Origin of the sequence: Mesorhizobium sp. M4B.F.Ca.ET.143.01.1.1 (genome assembly GCF_004792275.1) — a bacterium.
Taxonomy (GTDB): Bacteria; Pseudomonadota; Alphaproteobacteria; order Rhizobiales; family Rhizobiaceae; genus Mesorhizobium; species Mesorhizobium abyssinicae.
The window spans coordinates 112,351-129,528 of sequence record NZ_SRSR01000006.1; the positions used below are offsets into that span (position 1 = coordinate 112,351).

Annotated in this window: 16 protein-coding genes; 2 read left to right on the top strand and 14 right to left on the bottom strand. The window is 65.5% G+C overall.

What is annotated here, in order from left to right:
* Nucleotides 1-5: 5 nt before the first annotated feature.
* The 3 genes from EN786_RS16470 to EN786_RS16480 are packed head-to-tail and all read right to left on the bottom strand — an operon-like array spanning nt 6 to nt 1,332.
* Nucleotides 6-344: a cupin domain-containing protein gene (locus EN786_RS16470; RefSeq protein WP_127309063.1), complete on the bottom strand. Its 339-nt coding sequence runs from the start codon at nt 342-344 to the stop codon at nt 6-8.
* Between the two features lie 11 nt (nt 345-355).
* Nucleotides 356-1,135, bottom strand: a complete 780-nt coding sequence (gene kduD, locus EN786_RS16475) for a 2-dehydro-3-deoxy-D-gluconate 5-dehydrogenase KduD (RefSeq protein WP_127309062.1) — start codon at nt 1,133-1,135, stop codon at nt 356-358.
* The gene (locus EN786_RS16480; RefSeq protein WP_127309061.1) at nt 1,132-1,332 is read right to left on the bottom strand and encodes a hypothetical protein; all 201 of its coding nucleotides are present in this window, start codon (nt 1,330-1,332) and stop codon (nt 1,132-1,134) included. Before EN786_RS16480 ends, kduD begins: the two co-directional genes overlap by 4 nt.
* A gap of 179 nt (nt 1,333-1,511) precedes the next feature.
* Here EN786_RS16480 and EN786_RS16485 point away from each other — a divergent pair, with 179 nt between their 5' ends.
* A complete protein-coding gene (locus EN786_RS16485) occupies nt 1,512-3,062 on the top strand; it encodes a mannitol dehydrogenase family protein (protein ID WP_127309060.1) in 1,551 nt (516 codons plus the stop codon).
* 29 nt (nt 3,063-3,091) lie between these two features.
* Here EN786_RS16485 and lepB read toward each other — a convergent pair whose 3' ends face one another.
* The 9 genes from lepB to EN786_RS16530 all read right to left on the bottom strand — a co-directional run bounded on the left by lepB (nt 3,092) and on the right by EN786_RS16530 (nt 12,996).
* Nucleotides 3,092-3,838 (bottom strand): signal peptidase I, encoded by a 747-nt coding sequence (gene lepB, locus EN786_RS16490; RefSeq protein ID WP_127309065.1) that lies wholly within the window; start codon nt 3,836-3,838, stop codon nt 3,092-3,094.
* 342 nt (nt 3,839-4,180) lie between these two features.
* Entirely contained in the window at nt 4,181-4,588 is a 408-nt protein-coding gene (locus EN786_RS16495) for a F0F1 ATP synthase subunit epsilon (RefSeq protein ID WP_127309059.1), read from the bottom strand.
* Between the two features lie 108 nt (nt 4,589-4,696).
* Nucleotides 4,697-6,262 carry a F0F1 ATP synthase subunit beta gene (gene atpD / locus EN786_RS16500; protein WP_127283052.1) on the bottom strand — a complete coding sequence of 522 codons (1,566 nt, stop codon included), beginning with the start codon at nt 6,260-6,262 and terminating at the stop codon, nt 4,697-4,699.
* Nucleotides 6,263-6,338: 76 nt separating this feature from the next.
* The gene (locus EN786_RS16505) at nt 6,339-7,226 is read right to left on the bottom strand and encodes a F0F1 ATP synthase subunit gamma (protein ID WP_127309058.1); all 888 of its coding nucleotides are present in this window, start codon (nt 7,224-7,226) and stop codon (nt 6,339-6,341) included.
* Nucleotides 7,227-7,260: 34 nt separating this feature from the next.
* The gene (atpA, locus tag EN786_RS16510) at nt 7,261-8,790 is read right to left on the bottom strand and encodes a F0F1 ATP synthase subunit alpha (protein ID WP_127309057.1); all 1,530 of its coding nucleotides are present in this window, start codon (nt 8,788-8,790) and stop codon (nt 7,261-7,263) included.
* Entirely contained in the window at nt 8,790-9,350 is a 561-nt protein-coding gene (locus EN786_RS16515; protein ID WP_127309056.1) for a F0F1 ATP synthase subunit delta, read from the bottom strand. The genes atpA and EN786_RS16515 overlap by 1 nt, the downstream gene beginning before the upstream one ends.
* A gap of 246 nt (nt 9,351-9,596) precedes the next feature.
* Complete coding sequence (locus EN786_RS16520) at nt 9,597-9,992, bottom strand: DUF4345 family protein (RefSeq protein WP_135908664.1); 396 nt, start codon at nt 9,990-9,992, stop codon at nt 9,597-9,599.
* Between the two features lie 94 nt (nt 9,993-10,086).
* Nucleotides 10,087-10,782 (bottom strand): aspartate/glutamate racemase family protein, encoded by a 696-nt coding sequence (locus tag EN786_RS16525; protein ID WP_127309055.1) that lies wholly within the window; start codon nt 10,780-10,782, stop codon nt 10,087-10,089.
* A 30-nt stretch (nt 10,783-10,812) separates the two neighbouring features.
* Entirely contained in the window at nt 10,813-12,996 is a 2,184-nt protein-coding gene (locus EN786_RS16530; RefSeq protein WP_127309054.1) for a primosomal protein N', read from the bottom strand.
* A gap of 89 nt (nt 12,997-13,085) precedes the next feature.
* On the opposite strand from EN786_RS16530, the gene fsa reads away from it, so the two are divergent.
* A complete protein-coding gene (gene fsa / locus EN786_RS16535) occupies nt 13,086-13,742 on the top strand; it encodes a fructose-6-phosphate aldolase (protein WP_127283048.1) in 657 nt (218 codons plus the stop codon).
* 219 nt (nt 13,743-13,961) lie between these two features.
* Here fsa and lptE read toward each other — a convergent pair whose 3' ends face one another.
* Together lptE and leuS are read right to left on the bottom strand one after the other, a co-directional pair.
* Nucleotides 13,962-14,543 carry an LPS assembly lipoprotein LptE gene (lptE, locus tag EN786_RS16540; protein WP_127283047.1) on the bottom strand — a complete coding sequence of 194 codons (582 nt, stop codon included), beginning with the start codon at nt 14,541-14,543 and terminating at the stop codon, nt 13,962-13,964.
* Nucleotides 14,530-17,157 (bottom strand): leucine--tRNA ligase, encoded by a 2,628-nt coding sequence (leuS, locus tag EN786_RS16545; protein ID WP_127309053.1) that lies wholly within the window; start codon nt 17,155-17,157, stop codon nt 14,530-14,532. The genes lptE and leuS overlap by 14 nt, the downstream gene beginning before the upstream one ends.
* Nucleotides 17,158-17,178: the final 21 nt, after the last annotated feature.

Here is a 17,178-nt window from a genome sequence, read left to right on the forward strand (position 1 = left end):
AGAAATCAGCCGAGGAAATCGGCGCGGTGCGGCGTGAAGCTGTCGACCAGGCGCCCGGCTTCCAGCGCCCTGACGCCGTGCAGCAGATTGGACGGAACGATGAAGCTGCTGCCCGCTTCCAGGACTTCGGTGCGGCCGTCGACGGTCACCTCGAAGCGGCCTTCGGCGACGTAGCTCGCCTGCACATGCGGATGCGAATGCAGCGCGCCGACGCCACCCTTGTCGAAGCCGAACTCGACCATCATCAGCTCGTCGGTGTGGAGGAGCACGCGCCGGCGGTTGCCGTCCTGCGTCGGCGTCCATGCTGCCTCGCCGGCATGCGAGAATATCTTTGCTTCGGTCATCGTCATCTTCCTCACCGCGCCAGCCAGCCGCCGTCCACCGGCACCACGGCGCCGTGCATATAGTCCGACGCCGGCGCGAGCAGGAACGCGGCGGCGTCGCCGATGTCCTCCGGCCGACCCCAGCGCCCGGCCGGGATGCGCGCCAGGATCGAGGCGCTGCGATCGGGATCGGCGCGCAGTGCCTCGGTGTTGTTGGTCTCGATATAGCCGGGCGCGACGGCGTTGACGTTGATGCCCTTTTGCGCCCATTCGCAGGCGAGCAGCCGGGTGATGCCGAGCACGCCGTGCTTGGAGGCCGTGTAGGAGGCGACGCGGATGCCGCCCTGGAAACTCAGCACCGAAGCGATGTTGACGATCTTGCCGCGCCGTCCGGGTTCGGCAAGCACATTCCGGGCAAAACCTTGGCTCAGCATGAACACCGTCTTCAGATTGACGTCGATGACGTCGTCCCAGTCGGCCTCCGTCAGCTCGACCGCATCGGCCCGCCTTATGATACCGGCATTGTTGACCAGGCCGTCGAGCGGTCCGCTGTCGAGCCAGACCCGGTCGAGCATCGCCTGCGCGGCCGTCGAGTCGGCAAGGTCGCAGCGCACCGCCTCGAAGCGTCCGCCGGCCGCCTCGATCCTTTCGGCGGTCTCATCCATCGCCGAGCGGCCGACGCCGATCACCGCGCCGCCGGCACGGGCGACCGACACCGCGATGCCCTGGCCGATGCCGGTATTGGCGCCGGTGACCAGGATGCGTTTGCCGGCGAGGCTGAAGGCGGAAAGATCGGGCACTGTCCTGCTCATGATATCCAACATCTATCTGTCATCGATGACGCAGTGCCTCCGTGATCGCGTCCAAGCAGCGCAGAAGCCGGTTCGCCTGTGTATGACCCGTGCGGGCTGACGATGGGCAGCTTTTCCACGCCGGCGCAAAGCGCGCTGGCAACGCGCGCATCCGCCTCGGAGGGGAACAGCAGATCCGGATCGGTCAGCGCGATCATGGACATAGCGGCTCCCCCAGGATGGACAATCGGTACGGTCGGGCAGGAACGATGTCAACGCGGCCGGCATCCACCCGCCTGCTTGCGGCATTGGGGAACAGATGATACCCCGCATCCGATCCATCGCACGGGGACATCCGCATGCCGCTCCGCCGAAACCTCTCAGCGTTTTTGGTGCCATGACCCACGACCGCCTCTCCGATGGGACGCTGCGGTCCTTGCCAAATCAGGCTTCGGTTCCCGCCTACGATCGGGACGACATCGCGCCGGGCATTGTCCATCTCGGAGTCGGCGCCTTCCACCGTGCCCACCAGGCCGCCTATGTCGACGACTGCCTGGCGGCGGGAGAGCGTGACTGGGGCATTGTCGGCGTCTCGCTGCGCAGCGCCGACACGCGCGATGCGCTGGCGCCGCAGGACGGGCTCTACACGCTGGCGATCCGCGACAGCGGCGGCGAGAGCCTGCGCGTCATCGGCTCGATCCAGTCGATGCTGGTGGCACCCGAGGACCCAAGCGCGGTGCTGGCCGCGCTGATCGACCCGCGCACCCGCATCGTCACGCTGACCATCACCGAGAAGGCCTATCTGAGGGCCGCCGACGGCCGGCTCGACGAAACCCACCCCGACATCGTCCATGATCTGGCCGATCCGGGATCGCCGCGCACGGCGCATGGTTTCCTGACCGAAGCGCTGGCGCGCCGCCGCGCCGCCAGCACGCCGCCTTTCACCGTTCTTTGCTGCGACAACCTGCCGGCCAACGGCGCCACGCTGCACCGGTTGCTGGTCGAGTTCGCCGCGCTTCGCGATCAAGGACTCGCCCGACAGGGCGATGTCCAGCTCGCCCGACAGGGCGGCGATGCCCCTCTTGCCAGCCATATCGCAAACGACGTGGCCTTCCCGTCGAGCATGGTCGACCGCATCGTGCCGGCGACCACCGACGCCGACCGGACACGCATCGCGGTCGAGCTCGGCGTCGAGGATGCCTGGCCGGTGATGACCGAGCCGTTCTGCCAATGGGTGGTCGAGGACGATTTTCCAGCCGGCAGGCCGGCCTGGGAAAAATTCGGCGTCACCATGGTCGCCGATGTCGGCCCCTTCGAAGACATGAAGCTGAGACTGCTCAACGGCTCGCATTCGGGCATCGCCTATCTCGGCCTGCTCAGCGGCCATGCGACCGTCGACCGCGCCTTCGCCGATCCGGCGATCCGGCAGTTCGTCGATCGCCTGTGGGCCGAGGCCATTTCGACGCTGCCCGAGGACGCCGGGCTCGACACCAGCGCCTACACGGCGGAACTCGCCCAACGTTTTTCGAACACCGCGCTTGCCCATCGCACCGCGCAGATCGCCAATGACGGCAGCCAGAAACTGCCGCAGCGCATCGTGGCGTCAGTCGTGGAGTGCCTGGAAGCCGGCACCGAGATGGTCCATCTCACGCTGGTGGTGGCCGCCTGGATCGCCGCCTGCGCGGCGCGCGGCAAGGCCTTGCCGGAAGCCCATTTCACGGATCCGCTCGACGCGCCGCTGACGGAACTTTTGAGCCAGCAGCTGCCGGCGAACGAAACCGTGACGGCCGTGTTCGATCTCGCAGGCTTCGCCAGGGACCACGCCGAGCGCCAGACCTTGATTGAACTCGTGGCGGTCCATCTCGTCCACTTGCGCCGCGACGGCCCCACCCTGGCCTTCGCCGCGCTTGGCATAGACGGCGAACGGCAAGGCGCCGACACCGAATAGACTTGCAGTTCCACGCACGGATGGCTCACTTATTCTACAGCCGAGCCATCCAGTGTTTGCCGGGACGAATAAACGGTGCCCTTGGAATTCCAGAACAGCCGCACGGCCTTGCCGACCAGGTTTTCGTAAGGGACGAATCCGACAGCGAATCGACTGTCTGAAGCATTGTCCCGATTGTCGCCAAGCACGAAATAGTGGCCTTCGGGCACCTCGAACACGCGCGTGTTATCACCAACGGAATTGTCCGCCAGGTCGAGAACGAAATGGCTGACACCGCCTGGCAAGGCCTCGCGTTGAAGCTTGGCCGGCTGCGACATCTCCTCGTACGGGAACGTGCCGGCATCCTCGAGACCGACGGGCACATCGTTGATGTGGAGCACGCCGTCGACCATCTGGATTTTCTCGCCCGGCAAGCCGACGATCCGCTGGATATAGTCGATGCTTGGGTCGGACGGGAATTTGAAGACCACGACATCGCCACGCTTGGGCTCTGCGCCGAACATGCGTCCTTCGATCGGCAGCAGAGTGAACGGCACGCTGTAGCGGCTGTAGCCGTAGGCGAATTTGGAGACGAAGACATGGTCGCCCTCCTGCAGTGTCGGCACCATGCTGCCGGAGGGAATCGAGAACGGCTGGAACAGGAACGATCGGATCAGTAAGGCAGGCACCGACGAGGTGAGCAGGACGAGCACCAGCACCGAAAGCCCGTGCGCATACCATTTGTCCGGCTTGAAGCGATGTGCAAAGGGCACGACGAGCGCCACCCACAGGATCATCAACACGAACCCTGAAAGATTGGCCAGCCCGGCAAGATCGGTGCCCGGCAGCACCGGAAACCCGATATAGACAGCCGCGACGCCGAGGGCGCTGAACACAATCAGGACGGCAAGCGCCAGCCTTCCGGCGCCGATCCAGAGAAACCCGCCGAACGGCCCGCCAAAGGCCGACACCAGCGCCGTCGACCACTTGGATCGCGGCGCGATTTCTCGCTGGTCTGATTGCTACGTCATCGCCACCCCCCACGCCAAGGCAGCCGGACTGTCTATCAGGCGAGAAACGGGGGCAAACAAAAAAGCGGGACAAGCCCGCTTTTTTCAATCTCCGGTGGAAGCCTGGTCTCAGGCCGGCAGGATGGCGCCTTCCAGCGTGGTGAGCTGGCTAAGGAACTGTTCCGCCTTGCTGCGCGCCTGGTCGTCCTTGGCGTCGGCGGCGTCTTCCTTGGCTTCCTGGATGCGGCGGGCGAGGTCGGCACGGTCGATGTCGCCGACCGCCACGGCCGATTCGGCAAGCAGCGTGCAACCGGAAGCCACGATATCGGCGAAGCCGCCGAACACCACGTAGCGCTCTTCCTTGCCGCCGGCGGTCTTCACCGTGACGACGCCCGGCTTGATCGTGGTCATGACCGGCGCGTGCAAGGCCATCACGGTCATCTCGCCTTCGGCGCCCGGAATGACGACGGACTCGACCTCTTCGGAAACCAGCAGGCGCTCCGGCGAGACCAGTTCGAACTTGAAAGCTTCAGCCATGTCAATCTAGTGAGTAGGGAATAGTGAGTAGGGAGTAGGGAGAGGACAATTGTCCGATCACCCAGCTGCTATTCACTACTGACTACTGACTACTCCCTATTGCCTTGATTACGCCGCTTCAGCCGCCAGGCGCTGAGCCTTCTCGACCGCTTCCTCGATGCCGCCGACCATGTAGAAGGCGGCTTCCGGCAGGTGGTCGTAGTCGCCGGCGCAGAGGCCCTTGAAGCCCTTGATGGTGTCGGCGAGGTCGACCAGCTTGCCCGGCGAGCCCGTGAACACTTCGGCGACGAAGAACGGCTGCGACAGGAAGCGCTCGATCTTGCGGGCGCGGGCGACGGTCTGCTTGTCCTCTTCCGACAGCTCGTCCATGCCCAGGATGGCGATGATGTCCTGCAGCGACTTGTAGCGCTGGAGGATCGACTGCACCTGGCGCGCGACCTGGTAGTGCTCCTCGCCGACGACCATCGGGTCGAGCATGCGCGAGGTCGAGTCGAGCGGATCGACGGCTGGGTAGATGCCCTTTTCCGAGATCGCGCGGTTGAGCACGGTGGTGGCGTCAAGGTGAGCGAACGAGGTCGCCGGCGCCGGGTCGGTCAAGTCGTCGGCCGGCACGTAGATCGCCTGCACCGAGGTGATCGAGCCCTTGGTCGTCGTCGTGATGCGCTCCTGCAGCGCGCCCATGTCGGTGGCCAGCGTCGGCTGATAGCCCACGGCCGAAGGAATACGGCCGAGAAGCGCCGACACTTCCGAGCCCGCCTGGGTAAAGCGGAAGATGTTGTCGACGAAGAACAGCACGTCCTGGCCCTGGTCGCGGAAGTACTCGGCAACGGTGAGGCCGGTCAGGCCGACGCGGGCGCGGGCGCCCGGCGGCTCGTTCATCTGGCCGTAGACGAGAGCGGCCTTGGAGCCGGCGCCGCCGCCCTTCTTGTTGACGCCCGATTCGATGAACTCGTGATAGAGGTCGTTGCCTTCGCGGGTGCGCTCGCCGACGCCGGCGAACACCGAGAAGCCGCCATGCGCCTTGGCGACGTTGTTGATCAGTTCCTGGATCAGCACCGTCTTGCCGACGCCGGCGCCACCGAACAGGCCGATCTTGCCGCCGCGGGCGTAAGGAGCGAGCAGGTCGAGCACCTTGATGCCGGTGACCAGGATCTGCGCTTCCGTCGACTGGTCGACATAGGCCGGAGCCGGCTGGTGGATGGCGCGCTGTTCGACGCCGTCGACCGTGCCTTCCTCGTCGACCGGCTCGCCGATGACGTTGATGATGCGGCCGAGCAGGCCGGGACCGACCGGCACCGAGATCGGCGCGCCGGTGTCATAGACCTCCTGGCCGCGGACTAGGCCTTCGGTGGAGTCCATGGCGATGCAGCGCACGGTGTTCTCGCCCAGATGCTGGGCCACTTCGAGCACGAGGCGGTTGCCGACATTGGAGGTTTCCAGCGCGTTCAGGATCGCCGGCAGGTGATCGCCGAACTGCACGTCGACGACGGCGCCGATGACCTGGCGGACCTTGCCGACGGCGCCGGTCTTCTTGACGGCGACGCTCGCCGCCTTGGCCGGTGCTGCCTTGGCCGGTGCCGCCGCCTTCTTGGCCGGAGCGGCCTTCGCGGCTGCTGCCGGAGCCTTGGCCGGTGCCGCCTTGGCGGCGGTCTTCGGAGTCGCTGCTTTCGCCATCGTCTTTGCCCTTTTTCGTCTTTCTGTTTCTCGCGCTGTCCGCATGGAGGTAAGCGACCTCCACATGGGCCCGCGACTAGAGCGCCTCGGCGCCCGAAATGATTTCGATCAATTCCTTGGTGATCTGCGCCTGCCGCTGGCGGTTGTAGGTGATCGACAGCTTGTTGATCATGTCGCCGGCGTTGCGCGTCGCATTGTCCATGGCGCTCATCTTGGCGCCCATCTCGCCGGCTGCGTTTTCGAGCAGCGCGCGGAAGATCTGGACCGAGATGTTGCGCGGGATGAGGTCGGAGAGGATCTCGCCCGGCTCCGGCTCGTATTCGTAGACGGCGTTGCCGCCATTGGTCGCCTCGGTAGCAGCCGGAGCGGCAGTCGCCGCCGGGATGATCTGCTGCGCCGTCGGGATCTGGCTGATCACCGACTTGAACTGCGAGTAGAACAGCGTGCAGACGTCGAAACCGCCCTCGTTGAAGAGGTGGATGACTTTCTTCGCGATCGCATCGGCATTGGCGAAGCCGAGCGTCCGCACTTCACGCAGGTCGACGCGCTCAAGGATCAGCGATGCGTAGTCGCGGCGCAGGATGTCGTAGCCCTTCTTGCCGACGCAGATGATCTTGACCTGCTTGCCGTCGGCCAGGAGCTTGCGGATGTGGTCGCGGGCAAGGCGGGCGATCTGCGAATTGAAGCCGCCGCAGAGGCCGCGCTCGGCGGTGCAGACGACGAGCAGTTGCACGTCGTCCCTGCCGGTGCCGGTCATCAGCGCCGGAGCATCGCCGCCGCCGCCGATCGCCTGGGTGATGTTGGCCAGCACCGCGCCCATCCGCTCGGAATAGGGACGCGCCGCTTCCGCCGCTTCCTGCGCGCGGCGCAGCTTCGCCGCGGCGACCATCTGCATCGCCTTGGTGATCTTCTGCGTCGCCTTGACCGAGGCGATACGGTTACGAAGGTCTTTTAATGAAGGCATGCTTCAAACCTGATCCCGTGCGTCCGGCTTCTTCTTAGGCGAAGGTCTTGGCGAAGGCGTCGATCTCGGCCTTGAGCTTGGCGCGCAGATCATCCGACAGCGCCTTCTCCTTGCGGATGCCGTCGAGCACGTCCTTGCCGGCCGAGCGCATGTGGCTGAGCAGGCCATGCTCGAACTTGCCGACCTGGTTGATCGCCAGCTTGTCGAGGTAACCGTTGACGCCGGCGAAGATCACCGCAACCTGCTCCTCGACCTTGAGCGGCGAGAACTGTGGCTGCTTCAGGAGTTCGGTCAGGCGCGAGCCGCGGTTCAGCAGGCGCTGCGTGGCGGCGTCGAGGTCGGAGCCGAACTGCGCGAAGGCCGCCATTTCGCGATACTGAGCGAGTTCGCCTTTGATCGAGCCGGCAACCTGCTTCATCGCCTTGATCTGCGCCGACGAGCCGACGCGCGACACCGACAGGCCGACATTGACCGCCGGACGAATGCCCTGGAAGAACAGGTTGGTTTCGAGGAAGATCTGGCCGTCGGTGATCGAGATCACGTTGGTCGGGATGTAGGCCGACACGTCGTTGGCCTGCGTCTCGATGATCGGCAGCGCGGTCAGCGAGCCGCCGCCCAGATCGTCGTTGAGCTTTGCGGCGCGCTCGAGCAGACGCGAGTGCAGGTAGAAGACGTCGCCCGGATAGGCCTCGCGGCCCGGCGGGCGGCGCAGCAGCAGCGACATCTGACGATAGGCGACGGCCTGCTTCGACAGATCGTCATAGCTGATCAGCGCGTGCATGCCGTTGTCGCGGAAATATTCGCCCATGGTGGCGCCGGTGAACGGCGCCAGGAACTGCATCGGCGCCGGGTCGGAAGCGGTGGCGGCAACGACGATCGAATATTCAAGCGCGCCGCGCTCTTCCAGCACCTTGACGAACTGCGCGACGGTCGAGCGCTTCTGGCCGACGGCGACGTAGACGCAGTAGAGCTTTTCCTTTTCCGGGCCGTTTTCGTGCACCGACTTCTGGTTCAGCATCGTGTCGAGAATGATCGCGGTCTTGCCGGTCTGACGATCGCCGATGACCAGCTCGCGCTGGCCGCGGCCGACCGGGATCAGCGCATCGATGGCCTTGAGGCCGGTCGACATCGGCTCGTTCACCGACTTGCGCGGAATGATGCCGGGCGCCTTGACGTCGACGCGCTTGCGTTCGGCCGCCTTGATCGGGCCCTTGCCATCGATCGGGTTGCCGAGCGCATCGACGACGCGGCCGAGCAGGCCCATGCCGACAGGCGCGTCGACAATGGCGCCGGTCCGCTTGACGGTGTCGCCTTCCTTGATGTCGCGGTCGTTGCCGAAGATGACGACGCCGACATTGTCGGCTTCGAGGTTCAGCGCCATGCCGCGGATGCCGCCGGGGAATTCGACCATTTCACCGGCCTGGACATTGTCGAGGCCGTAGACGCGGGCGATGCCGTCACCGACGGACAGCACCTGGCCGACTTCGGAGACCTCGGCCTCCTTGCCGAAATTCTTGATCTGGTCTTTCAGAATTGCGGAAATTTCCGCGGCGCGGATGTCCATCAGCCGACCTCTTTCAGTGCAAGCTTGAGCGAATTGAGTTTGGTTTTGAGCGACGTATCGATCTGGCGCGAGCCCAACTTGACCACCAGCCCGCCGAGCAGCGACGGGTCGACGGTGACCGTGATGGCCACGTCCTTGCCGGCAACGCTCTTCAGCGCCGCCTTCAGTTCGGTCTCCTGCGCGGCCGTCAGCGCATGCGCCGAGGTGACCTCGGCCGAAGCCTCGCCACGATGATCGGCGGCGATGCGGCGGAAAGCCTTGATCATGCCGGGCACTGCGAACAGGCGGCGGTTCTTGGCGACGACGCGCAGGAAATTGCCGGCGAGCCCGCCGAGCTTTGCCTTGGCGACGATCGCGGCGATCGCCTTGGCCTGATCCTCGCTGGAGAACACCGGGCTATTGATCAGCCGGGAAAGATCGGCGCTGCCTTCAAGCAGCGCCTCGAAACTGGTGAGGTCGGCCTCGACCTGGGCGACCGAATTTGCCTGCAGCGCGAGTTCGAACAGCGAACCCGCATAGCGTTCTGCGACAGCTGAGATTGGCGATGACGATTGAGCCACGGACCGTCTTTTCTCTTGTCTGACAGGCCGCAGATTGTTGGCGCGAGCGAGAACTCTGGCTAAATCTTTGACCTTACTGCATTTTTCCAAGCACGGAGGCGCGGCTTCCGCTATCCCCGGCCGAAAGTCGATTGCCGTCTAGCACAGGCCTTTTAAGACCGCAATGCGTCGTCCGGCATGGTTTTCAGGCACTTTTGTCGCATCCGGCGGTAGAGACCAACCGCAAGCGCCGGATTAGTCAAGGATTCAGGGCAAAAAGCCGAAAGCAAAGGCGAGCGGCAATGCCGCCAGCACCAGCTCAACCACGATGGAAGCCCAGTTGAAAGGGGTGTTGGCGCCGTCCGACATCATCGACAGCAAACGGCCGAAAGCGGTGAACAGCCAGGAGAAGCCGAGCGCCATGTAAAGCAGCGGCTGCGCGAGCAGGATGCAGCACAGGCTGACGCCGAGATAGAAGCCCGACATGCGGCCGCGCCCCTCGGCGATCGCCGCCGCCTTCTCCGGCCTGGCCTGCAGCCTGAGGCTCCTGAAAGCGAGGTTCGGCGCCAGGAACAGCAGCAGGCCGATGAGCAAGGTCGCCACCGCGCTCGACCATGCCAGCCACTCGCCCTGGCTCATCGGCCACGGAAACGCAAATTCCATCTTGTCCCCTCGTAAATGCCTGTTTGAAAACCGGGGCATTCTAGCGGAGGAAAAGCCATGCGCCAGATGGCGCCGGAACTTTACGAAAGGCGTATCAAGACAGGGCGAATGCGACCGCCGCCTCGGCATGCAGGCGCGTCGTGTCGAACACCGGAATGTCGAAATCCGCCTGGCCGATCAGCATGGTGATCTCGGTGCAGCCCATGATGACGCCGTCGATATTCTCATCGCGCTGCAGCCGGCCGACTTCCTCGACATAGGCCGCATGCGAATCGGGTTTGACGATACCCTGGCAGAGTTCGTCATAGATCACCCGGTGCACCATGTCGCGGCCGGCCTGGTCGGGCACGATAGGCTGCAGGCCATATTTCTCGGCGAGCCGGCCCTTGTAGAAATCCTGCTCCATGGTGAAGCGGGTGGCGAGCAGCGCCGGCCGCCTGACGCCGGCATCCCTGACCGCGACCGCGGTGGCGTCGGCGATGTGGATCAGGGGGATCGACACCGCCGCCTGCACGTCGTCCGCCAGCCTGTGCATGGTGTTGGTGCAGACCACCAGGCCCTCGGCGCCGCCCGCCTCCAGCTTGCGCGCGGCCTCGACGAGCAGCACGCCCGCGCCCTGCCAGTCGCCGACATGCTGGCGCTCGGCGATCTCGGCGAAGTCGAACGACCATAAGAGCAGCTTCGCCGAATGCAGCCCACCGAGCCGCTCGCGCACGATCTCGTTGAGCAGGCGATAGTAGATGGCGGTCGATTCCCAACTCATGCCGCCGATGAGGCCGAGGGTCTTCATCTGTTCATGCCTCCGATCGCGTGATCAATCTCACAAAAAGCTCTGCGGATCGATATCGACCTGCACCCGGACCGAGCCGCGCAATTTCGGCCCTTCGGCCAGCATGGCGCGGATGAAGCCCTGCATGTCGGCGCGCCGCTCGCCCTGGATCAGCAGGCGGAAGCGGTGGCGCCCGCCGAGCAGTGACAACGGCGCCTCGGCCGGGCCCAGCACGAACAGATCGGCCGCCTGCGGCGCGGCGCGGCGCAGGCCGCGCGCATGCGCCTCCGCTTCGGCCCGCGTCGCGGCGCTGACGATAACGCCGGCGAGCCGGCCGAAGGGCGGCAGCGCCGCCCGCTCGCGCTCGGCGACCTCGCGCTCGTAAAAGGCCTCGGCATCGCCGGAGACGATGGCCCGCATCACCGGATGGTCCGGCTGGTAGGTCTGCAGCAGGCCGAGGCTCTTCTTGCCGGTGCGGCCGGCGCGACCCGTCACCTGGCTGAGCAGCTGGAAGGTTCGCTCGGCCGCGCGCGGATCGCCATTGGCGAGGCCGAGATCGGCGTCGACCACGCCGACCAATGTCATGTTGGGAAAATTATGGCCCTTGGCGACGAGCTGCGTGCCGATGACGATGTCGGCCTCGCCATTGGCGATGGCTTCCAACTCGAGCCTGAGCCGTCGCACGCCGCCCATCAGGTCGGACGAGAGCACGATGGTGCGGGCGTCGGGGAAGTGCGCCACCACCTCCTCGGCAATGCGCTCGACGCCGGGACCGCAAGCGACCAGATGGTCGAGCGTACCGCATTCGGGGCACGCCTCCGGCCGCCGCTCATTATGCCCGCAATGGTGGCAGACAAGCTGGCCGCGAAAGCGGTGCTCGACCAGCCAGGCCGAGCAGACCGGACAGCCGAAACGGTGGCCGCAGACGCGGCACAGCGTCAGCGGCGCATAGCCGCGCCGGTTGAGGAATAAGAGCGACTGCTCCTTCTTCTCCAGCGTGCGCCGCATCTGGTCGAGAAGCAGCGGCGACAGGAAGCCGCCGCGCGCCGGCGGCGCGCGGCGCATGTCGATCGACTTCAGGTCGGGCAGCGCCGCCTCGGCAAAGCGCGACGAAAGCACCGCCCGATGATAGCGGCCCTGGCTGGCATTGACCCGGCTCTCGACCGACGGCGTCGCCGAGGCGAGCACGATCGGGAAGCCGCCTATGTGGCCGCGAACCACCGCCATGTCGCGGGCATTGTAGAAGACGCGATCCTCCTGCTTGTAGGCGGGGTCGTGCTCCTCGTCGACGACGACCAGGCCAAGCTCAGGGAAAGGCAGGAACAGCGCCGAGCGCGCGCCGGCGACGACGCGCACGCCGCCTTCCGCCACCTGCCGCCAGACTTTCTCGCGCATCCTCGGCGGCAGGTCCGAATGCCACTCGGCCGGCTTGGCGCCGAACCGGTCCTGGAAGCGTTCCAGGAAGGCATGGGTCAGCGCGATTTCCGGCAGCAGGATCAGCACCTGCCTGCCCTGGTCGAGCGCCGCCGCCACCGCCTCGAAATAGACCTCGGTCTTGCCGGATCCGGTGACGCCATCGAGCAACGTGACGCCAAAGGCGTTCGCCGCGACGCCGGCACGCAGCATGGCCGCCGCATCCTCCTGGTCGGGCATCAGCGTCGGCTGCGCGTAGGCCGGATCGGGCGCCGCCACCACCGGCCGCGGCGGGATCATCACCGTCTCGAACACGCCTTGCGCCCGCAAGCCGTCGATGACCGCCGACGACACGCCGGCCGCATGCGCCAGGCCCGAGCGCGTCCAGGCCAGGCCGCCCTCGGCCGTCGCCAGCACGCGCGCCCTCGCCTCGGTCATCCGGTCGGGTCTGGCCAGGGTGAGCTGCAGGCCTTCGATCCAGGGCTCCGGGTCGAAGGCCTCCGGCGCACGAAGCAGCATGCGCGCCACCATGCCCGGCGCCGCCAGCGTGTATTGCGCGATCCAGTCGACGAAGCGGCGCATCGCGCGGTCGATCGGCGGGCAATCGAACACCTGCTCGATTGGCCGCAATTTCCTCGCGTCGACCGTCTCGACGGCGCCGTCCCAGACGATGCCGGCGACCTGCCGGGGCCCCAGCGGCACGCGCACGATCGAACCCGGCACCACGCGCATGCCGGCCGGCACCGCATAGGTGTAAGGCCGCTCGGCCGGCATCGGCACCAGCACCGGCGCGGCCGCGACAAAGGGCGAATCTTCCATCATGAGGCGTGACCTTGCCCCGACTTTGGTCTAGAGCAAAGGCCGACCCCCAAGCTGCATGTCATGCACATGAAAATCTTCAGGAGACCGCGATGAAATTTTTTGTCGACACCGCCGATATCAAGGAAATCCGCGAGCTGAACGATCTGGGGCTGCTCGATGGCGTCACCACCAATCCCTCGCTGATCCTGAAATCGGGTGGCAAGATTGCCGAGGTGACCAAGCAGATCTGTGACATCGTCGAGGGCCCGGTCTCGGCCGAGGTCGTGGCGACCGAATACAAGCAGATGATGGCCGAGGCCGAGGTGCTGGCCAAGATCGCCCCCAATGTCTGCATCAAGGTGCCGCTGACGCTGGACGGGCTGAAGGCCTGCAAGACCATCCGCACCGAAATGAAGCGCATGGTCAACGTCACGCTCTGCTTCTCCGCCAACCAAGCGCTGCTCGCCGCCAAGGCCGGCGCCTCTTTCATCTCGCCCTTCGTCGGCCGCATCGACGACACCGGCTCGGACGGCATGGAGCTGATCCAGGAGATCCGGCAGATCTACGACAACTACGACTACCAGACCGAGATCCTGACCGCCTCGGTGCGCACCGTGAACCACGTCAAGCAGGCGGCGCTGATCGGCGCCGACGTCATCACCGCGCCGCCGGCGACGCTGAAGGCGCTGGTCAGCCATCCGCTGACCGACAAGGGCCTTGCCGCCTTCCTCGCCGACTGGGCCAAGACCGGCCAGAAGATCGGCTGATCTCGTCTCAACGATACGAAAAAAGGCCAGGCGACCGGCCTTTTTTTGTTGCAAACAGCAAAGTCGGAAACGCTCAGAGACCGTTTCGAAATTCGCTCTGGCGAGTCATATGGCGGTGGTTTCGAGAACCGGAGCGCAGCGGACATTCAGGTCCGTGAGCACCGGAAGCACAGAAACCGCCCGCAGATGGCCGCCGGAGTAGAATTTCCAAACGGTCTCTCAGGCCTTCTTGCCGTGCTTGACCAGATCCTGCGCCACCGAGAGCCTGAGCAGGTCCGCCAGCTCGCGCGCGGCGCGGTTCTCGGCATCGATCTGCGCCCGGTAGGACGCATATTCCTGGCGCGGCCGGTCAAAGGACGACGGCACCGAGCGCTTGCCGGTGGCGATGACCGTGCCCGTGCTCGCATCGGTCAGCACATACGACGAGGTCAGCGTCACCGTGCCCGCGGTCGGCTCGTCCTCGTCGGTCTGGATCTGCACAAGTGCTGCCGATTCGACCAGTTCGGTGACGCCGAGATCGAGGATGTAGGCCGGCGTTGCCGGCTCGCCGGCGCCCTGGCCGAAGCCGAAGATCAGATTGTTGCGCACCTGCTGGGCATAGCGGGTCTTGACCGGCTTGACCGAGATCGACGCCAGTTCGGCGGAGGCGCCGACAGTGGAGCCGGCGGTGAGCGGCGCGTTCGAATAGAGCGGCCTGACGGTGCAGGCCGACACCAATGCCACCGAGGCGACCAGGCCGTACAGCGCGGCGCGGCCGAGCAAACGCACCACACCAGTCTTTTCCCGATCAGGCAACGACATTGACGATCCTCTGCGGCACGATGATCACCTTGCGGGGCGCCTTACCTTCCAGCGCTTTCTGCACGAAGTCGAGGGCCAGCACCGCTTTTTCGACCGCACCTTGGTCCGCGTCGCGGGCAATTGTCAAATCCCCGCGCTTCTTGCCGTTGACCTGGACGGGAAGCACGATCTCGTTGTCGACGACGAGCGCCGGATCGTAGACCGGCCACGGCCGTTCGGCGACCATTTCGGTGCCGCCCAGCGTTTCCCAGCACTCCTCGGCCAGATGCGGCATGATCGGCGCGATCAGGTGCACCAGGATCTCCACCGCCTCGCGGCAGGCGCCTTTCAGCGCCGCATCGGCCTTGCCTTCGGCCGCTTCGTTGAGCGGCGTGGTCAGGGCGTTGGCCAGCTCATAGATGCGAGCGATGGCGCGGTTGAAGCCGAGCTTCTCGATATCCTCGCCGACCGCCTTGAGGCTCTTGTGCGCGGCCTTGGAGACAGCGCCAGCCTCGCCCTCTCGCGCCGCCTCGGGCTGCACGCCGGTGAGCGATTCGGCCGCGATCGACACCAGGCGCCAGATGCGCTGGACGAAGCGATGCGCGCCGGCGGCGCCGTCGTCGGTCCATTCGACGTCGCGCTCGGGCGGCGAATCCGACAGCATGAACCAGCGCGCGGTATCGGCGCCGTAGCCGTCGGTGATCTCTTCCGGGCTCACCGTGTTCTTCTTCGACTTCGACATCTTCTCCAGCGGGCCGATGACGGCCTCCTCGCCGGTGGCGATATCGACGGCGCGGCGCTTGCCGCCGTCGTCCTCGAGCCTGACCTCGCTCGGCGACAGCCAGCGTCCGTTGTTGGACGGGCCGCCGACCCGGTAGGTCTCGTGCACCACCATGCCTTGCGTGAACAGGCCCTTGAACGGTTCGGCGAGATCGAGGTGGCCGGTCTCGCGCATGGCACGGGTGAAGAAGCGCGAATAGAGCAAATGCAGGATCGCGTGCTCGATGCCGCCGATATACTGGTCGACCGCCAGCCATTCGTCGGCCGCCTTCGGCTCAGTCGGATCGTTGGCCCACGGCGCGGTGAAGCGCGCGAAATACCAGGACGAATCGACGAACGTGTCCATCGTGTCGGTCTCGCGCCGCGCCGGCTTGCCGCATTGCGGGCAATTGACGTGCCGCCAGGTCGGGTGGCGATCGAGCGGGTTGCCCGGCCGGTCGAACTCGATGTCGTCGGGCAGCTTGACCGGCAGGTCGGCCTTCGGCACCGGCACCACGCCGCAATCCTCGCAGTGGATCATCGGGATCGGGCAGCCCCAGTAGCGCTGGCGCGAAATGCCCCAGTCGCGCAGGCGGAAGTTCACCTTGCGCTCGGCCATCGGCCGGTTGCCGATCGTCTTCTTTTCCAGCAGCTTGGCCACCTCGTCGAAGGCCTTCTCCGGCTTCATGCCGTCGAGGAAGCGCGAATTGATCATCACGCCGTCGTCGACATAGGCCTCCTCGATGATCTGGAAGGTCTTGGCGTCGCCGCCTTCCGGCATCACCACCGGGATCACCGGCAGGCCGTATTTGTTGGCGAAGTCGAGGTCGCGCTGGTCGCCGGACGGGCAGCCGAAGATGGCGCCGGTGCCGTATTCCATCAGCACGAAATTGGCGACATAGACCGGCAGCGTCCAGTTCTCGTCGAACGGATGGACGACGCGGATGCCGGTGTCGAAGCCCTTCTTCTCGGCCGTCTCGAGCGCCGCCACCGAGGTGCCCATGTGGCGGACCTCGTCGATGAACTTGGCCAGCTCGACATTATCCTCGGCGGCCTTCTTGGCCAACGGATGGTCGGCGGCGACCGCCATGAACGAGGCGCCGAAAATGGTGTCCGGCCTGGTCGTGTAGACCTCCAGCTCATGCTCGCCGGCGACCGGCTTGGCCAGCGGCCAGCGGATCAGCAGCCCTTCCGAGCGGCCGATCCAGTTGTGCTGCATCAGCTTGACCTTCTCCGGCCATTCGTCGAGGCCTTCGAGCGAATCCAGCAGGTCCTGCGCGAAGTCGGTGATCTTGAAGAACCACTGCGTCAGTTCGCGCTGCTCGACCAGCGCGCCGGAGCGCCAGCCGCGACCGTCGATGACCTGCTCGTTGGCGAGCACGGTCATGTCCTCCGGGTCCCAGTTGACCTTGGAGGATTTGCGCGTCACCAGCCCCTTCTCGACGAAGTCGAGGAACAGCATCTGCTGGCGGTGGTAGTAGTCGACGTCGCAGGTGGCGAACTCGCGCGCCCAGTCGAGCGACAGGCCCATGACCTTGAGCTGCTCGCGCATGGTGGCGATGTTCTCATAGGTCCAGTCCTTGGGGTGGACCTTGTTCTGCATCGCCGCGTTCTCGGCCGGCATGCCGAAGGCGTCCCAGCCCATCGGGTGCAGCACGTTGAAACCCTTGGCGCGCTTGTAGCGCGCCACGACGTCGCCCATCGTGTAGTTGCGGGTGTGGCCGATATGGATGCGTCCCGACGGATAGGGGAACATCTCCAGCACGTAGTATTTCGGCTTCGGATCGGCGTTGTCGGCCTCGAACAGCTTCTTTTCGGCCCAGGCCTTCTGCCATTTGGGCTCTGACGCGCGCGGATTGTATCGTTCGGTTGCCATCGGATGTTTTTCACTTAAAAG

Bases quoted from the DNA above. Each gene is read 5' to 3' on its own strand.
- EN786_RS16480 (WP_127309061.1), bottom strand. From the start codon at position 1,332: ATGATCGCGCTGACCGATCCGGATCTGCTGTTCCCCTCCGAGGCGGAT.
- atpA (WP_127309057.1), bottom strand. From the start codon at position 8,790: ATGGACATCCGCGCCGCGGAAATTTCCGCAATTCTGAAAGACCAGATC.
- kduD (WP_127309062.1), bottom strand. From the start codon at position 1,135: ATGAGCAGGACAGTGCCCGATCTTTCCGCCTTCAGCCTCGCCGGCAAA.
- EN786_RS16520 (WP_135908664.1), bottom strand. From the start codon at position 9,992: ATGGAATTTGCGTTTCCGTGGCCGATGAGCCAGGGCGAGTGGCTGGCA.
- EN786_RS16470 (WP_127309063.1), bottom strand. From the start codon at position 344: ATGACCGAAGCAAAGATATTCTCGCATGCCGGCGAGGCAGCATGGACG.
- lepB (WP_127309065.1), bottom strand. From the start codon at position 3,838: ATGATCCTGTGGGTGGCGCTCGTCGTGCCCTTTGCACATCGCTTCAAG.
- leuS (WP_127309053.1), bottom strand. From the start codon at position 17,157: ATGGCAACCGAACGATACAATCCGCGCGCGTCAGAGCCCAAATGGCAG.
- EN786_RS16485 (WP_127309060.1), top strand. From the start codon at position 1,512: ATGACCCACGACCGCCTCTCCGATGGGACGCTGCGGTCCTTGCCAAAT.
- fsa (WP_127283048.1), top strand. From the start codon at position 13,086: ATGAAATTTTTTGTCGACACCGCCGATATCAAGGAAATCCGCGAGCTG.
- atpD (WP_127283052.1), bottom strand. From the start codon at position 6,262: ATGGCGAAAGCAGCGACTCCGAAGACCGCCGCCAAGGCGGCACCGGCC.
- lptE (WP_127283047.1), bottom strand. From the start codon at position 14,543: ATGTCGTTGCCTGATCGGGAAAAGACTGGTGTGGTGCGTTTGCTCGGC.
- EN786_RS16525 (WP_127309055.1), bottom strand. From the start codon at position 10,782: ATGAAGACCCTCGGCCTCATCGGCGGCATGAGTTGGGAATCGACCGCC.
- EN786_RS16495 (WP_127309059.1), bottom strand. From the start codon at position 4,588: ATGGCTGAAGCTTTCAAGTTCGAACTGGTCTCGCCGGAGCGCCTGCTG.
- EN786_RS16505 (WP_127309058.1), bottom strand. From the start codon at position 7,226: ATGCCTTCATTAAAAGACCTTCGTAACCGTATCGCCTCGGTCAAGGCG.
- EN786_RS16530 (WP_127309054.1), bottom strand. From the start codon at position 12,996: ATGATGGAAGATTCGCCCTTTGTCGCGGCCGCGCCGGTGCTGGTGCCG.